The organism is Nostoc sp. CALU 546 (assembly GCF_048836525.1).
Genome location: NZ_JAWJTF010000275.1, coordinates 1 through 2,724 on the forward strand (window position 1 = coordinate 1; position 2,724 = coordinate 2,724).

General features: G+C 42.8%; 3 protein-coding genes. 2 read left to right on the forward strand and 1 reads right to left on the reverse strand.

All coding sequences use genetic code 11. From position 1 onward, the window contains the following. Window positions 1–22: 22 nt before the first annotated feature. Window positions 23–799 carry an enoyl-ACP reductase FabI gene (gene fabI / locus RRG12_RS42625; RefSeq protein ID WP_069070637.1) on the reverse strand — a complete coding sequence of 259 codons (777 nt, stop codon included), beginning with the start codon at window positions 797–799 and terminating at the stop codon, window positions 23–25. A 379-nt stretch (window positions 800–1,178) separates the two neighbouring features. Between fabI and ntcA the strand changes: the two genes are divergently transcribed. Next, window positions 1,179–1,850: a global nitrogen regulator NtcA gene (ntcA, locus tag RRG12_RS42630; protein WP_010998529.1), complete on the forward strand. Its 672-nt coding sequence runs from the start codon at window positions 1,179–1,181 to the stop codon at window positions 1,848–1,850. A 170-nt stretch (window positions 1,851–2,020) separates the two neighbouring features. Then, window positions 2,021–2,724 (forward strand): DUF3084 domain-containing protein (locus RRG12_RS42635; protein ID WP_420763251.1); only part of this gene is annotated, 704 nt, incomplete at its 3' end.

The following is a 2,724-nucleotide window of genomic DNA, read 5'->3' on the forward strand; positions in this document are numbered from 1 at the left end:
AATGCACCATGCCCAAATTATCTTACATTCCCATAATTTCATATCCTGCATCTACATACAGAATTTGTCCGGTAATCCCGCTGGACAAATCACTACACAAGAAAGCCGCAGCGTTGCCCACTTCTAACTGAGTTACGGTGCGTCTTAAGGGAGCTACTTCTTCTACATGATGAATCATATCTAAAATTCCACCCACTGCTGAAGATGCCAAAGTGCGGATGGGGCCTGCGGAGATGGCATTCACGCGAATATTTTGTGGCCCTAGTTCACTAGCCAGGTAACGCACACTCATTTCTAACCCCGCCTTGGCAACTCCCATAACGTTATAGTTGGGGATTGCCCTAACACCACCCAAATATGTCAGGGTGACGATGCTACCTCCCTCTGTCATCAGAGGTTTGGCTGCACCACTTAACTGCACCAGCGAGTAGGTACTGATTTCTAAGGCGGTGTTGAAGCCAGAACGAGAGGTTTGGCTAAAATCTCCAGTTAAATCCTCTTTGCTAGCAAAGGCCAGACAATGGATGAGGATATCTAGCTTTCCCCACTGTTCGCGGATTGTCTCAAAGGTAGATTTAATTTGGTCTTCATCTTGGACATTACAGGGAAGAAACAAGCTGGGATTGAGAGGTTCTACCAACTCCGCAACTTTTTTCTCCATCTTGCCGCGTTCATCCGGCAGGTAGGTAATGCCCAGGTTTGCTCCAGCTTTGTGCAGTTGTTGGGCAATGCCCCAGGCGATCGAGCGGTTATTGGCAATACCTGTAACAAGGGCATTTTTTCCGGTCAGATTTAGCATAGAAATTGTTAATGCGATCGATCATTAGGAGCATACTAGAATCTGAGGCACGTTTTGTCTTTGTTTTATACAGGATTTGCAAAAATGAATATTGCTAAGGGTGTTTGCTGTGACAAAAATCTTGATTTTTTATAAAGATATTCTCAAGATTTCTTTATTTGTTCTTCAAAAAACCTTTTAAATACAGCTATTGGAACTACTTATCAACAATTAGTAGCTGAAAGGATCAAGAATTATGTATCATTGTAAACAAAGAGTTATGAAGAGATTAGTTTGAGTATAGGAAAGTACAGAAAGGTTGACGGTGCTTTATTCATTTTTCGGGTGTATTCTTAGGTAATCAGTTTTTGTTTTTCCGGCATTGGGTAGGGGAAGGGAGATGATCGTGACACAAGATAAAGCCCTAGCAAATGTATTTCGTCAGATGGCGACCGGGGCGTTTCCGCCAGTTGTGGAAACGTTTGAACGCAATAAAACGATCTTTTTTCCTGGCGATCCTGCCGAACGAGTTTATTTTCTTTTGAAAGGTGCTGTTAAACTTTCCAGGGTGTACGAGGCAGGAGAGGAAATAACGGTAGCGTTGCTGCGGGAAAATAGTGTTTTTGGTGTATTGTCATTGCTGACAGGAAATAAATCGGATCGGTTTTACCATGCGGTTGCATTTACTCCTGTGGAATTACTGTCAGCACCAATTGAACAGGTGGAGCAAGCACTCAAGGAAAATCCAGAATTATCAATGTTAATGCTGCGAGGTCTGTCTTCGCGAATTTTACAGACGGAGATGATGATTGAAACTCTCGCCCACCGAGATATGGGTTCTAGGTTGGTAAGTTTTTTGTTAATTCTTTGTCGGGATTTTGGCGTTCCTTGTGCGGATGGAATCACTATTGATTTGAAGTTATCTCATCAAGCGATCGCAGAAGCAATTGGTTCAACTCGTGTTACCGTTACCAGGCTACTGGGAGATTTGCGTGAGAAAAAGATGATTTCTATCCACAAAAAGAAGATTACTGTGCATAAACCTGTTACCTTAAGTAGGCAATTCACATAAAAACAATTGGAGAAAGGGGAATCGGCGCGTGTTCTATTTTGAAAAATGACACTAATAGCTAGAGGTAAATCTAATAAATTGAGTAATTTCAGCTATTGCCAATTTCCACTTCTTTCCAGACAATGCTTAAAAGTAGTAGGCTGTATCTGGAAGGATTTCGGTAGCTAAAGATGACCACCGGATACATCCTCATCGCTGCAATTTTAATTCTGGGAGGCGTAATTGCAACCGTGGGCGATCGCATCGGCACACGAGTTGGCAAAGCCCGCCTCTCACTTTTTAAGCTTCGTCCAAAAAACACTGCTGTACTGGTCACTATTTTTACAGGTGGCTTGATTTCAGCATCAACTTTAGGGATTTTATTCGCTGCCGACGAAGGCTTGCGAAAGGGAGTCTTTGAATTAGAAGATATTCAAACAGACCTCAGACAAAAACGAGAACAGCTAAAAACCGCAGAAACTCAAAAAAGTCAGATAGAGAGTGAGTTAAGCCAAGCCAAAATTGCCCAAGCAAAGGCACAACAAGACTTGCAGGCAATCAACCAATCTTTGCAGGCGGCGAATGCCAAACAACGCCAAACACAAGCTCAGTTAAACCGCACCATTAGTCAACAAGCCCAAACTCAAACTCAACTCCAACGCACTCAAGGTCAGCTAGAACAAGTTGTAACTCAGTACCAAAAAGCTATAACTGAATTGCAAAGCGTTTACAACCAGAGAAAGGAGTTACAGGCAGCAGTTGAACTACTGAAGACAGAACGTCAACGACTGTATGCTGAAGCGAAAAAAGCCATTGACGAAGCCAAAGCAGCAATTGAAAAACGCGATCGCGAACTTGCTAACCGCCAAGAAGCCATAGAACAACGCGATCAAAA

Coding starts and splice junctions, on each gene's coding strand:
- fabI (WP_069070637.1), bottom strand. CDS start 799: ATGCTAAATCTGACCGGAAAAAATGCCCTTGTTACAGGTATTGCCAAT.
- ntcA (WP_010998529.1), top strand. CDS start 1,179: ATGATCGTGACACAAGATAAAGCCCTAGCAAATGTATTTCGTCAGATG.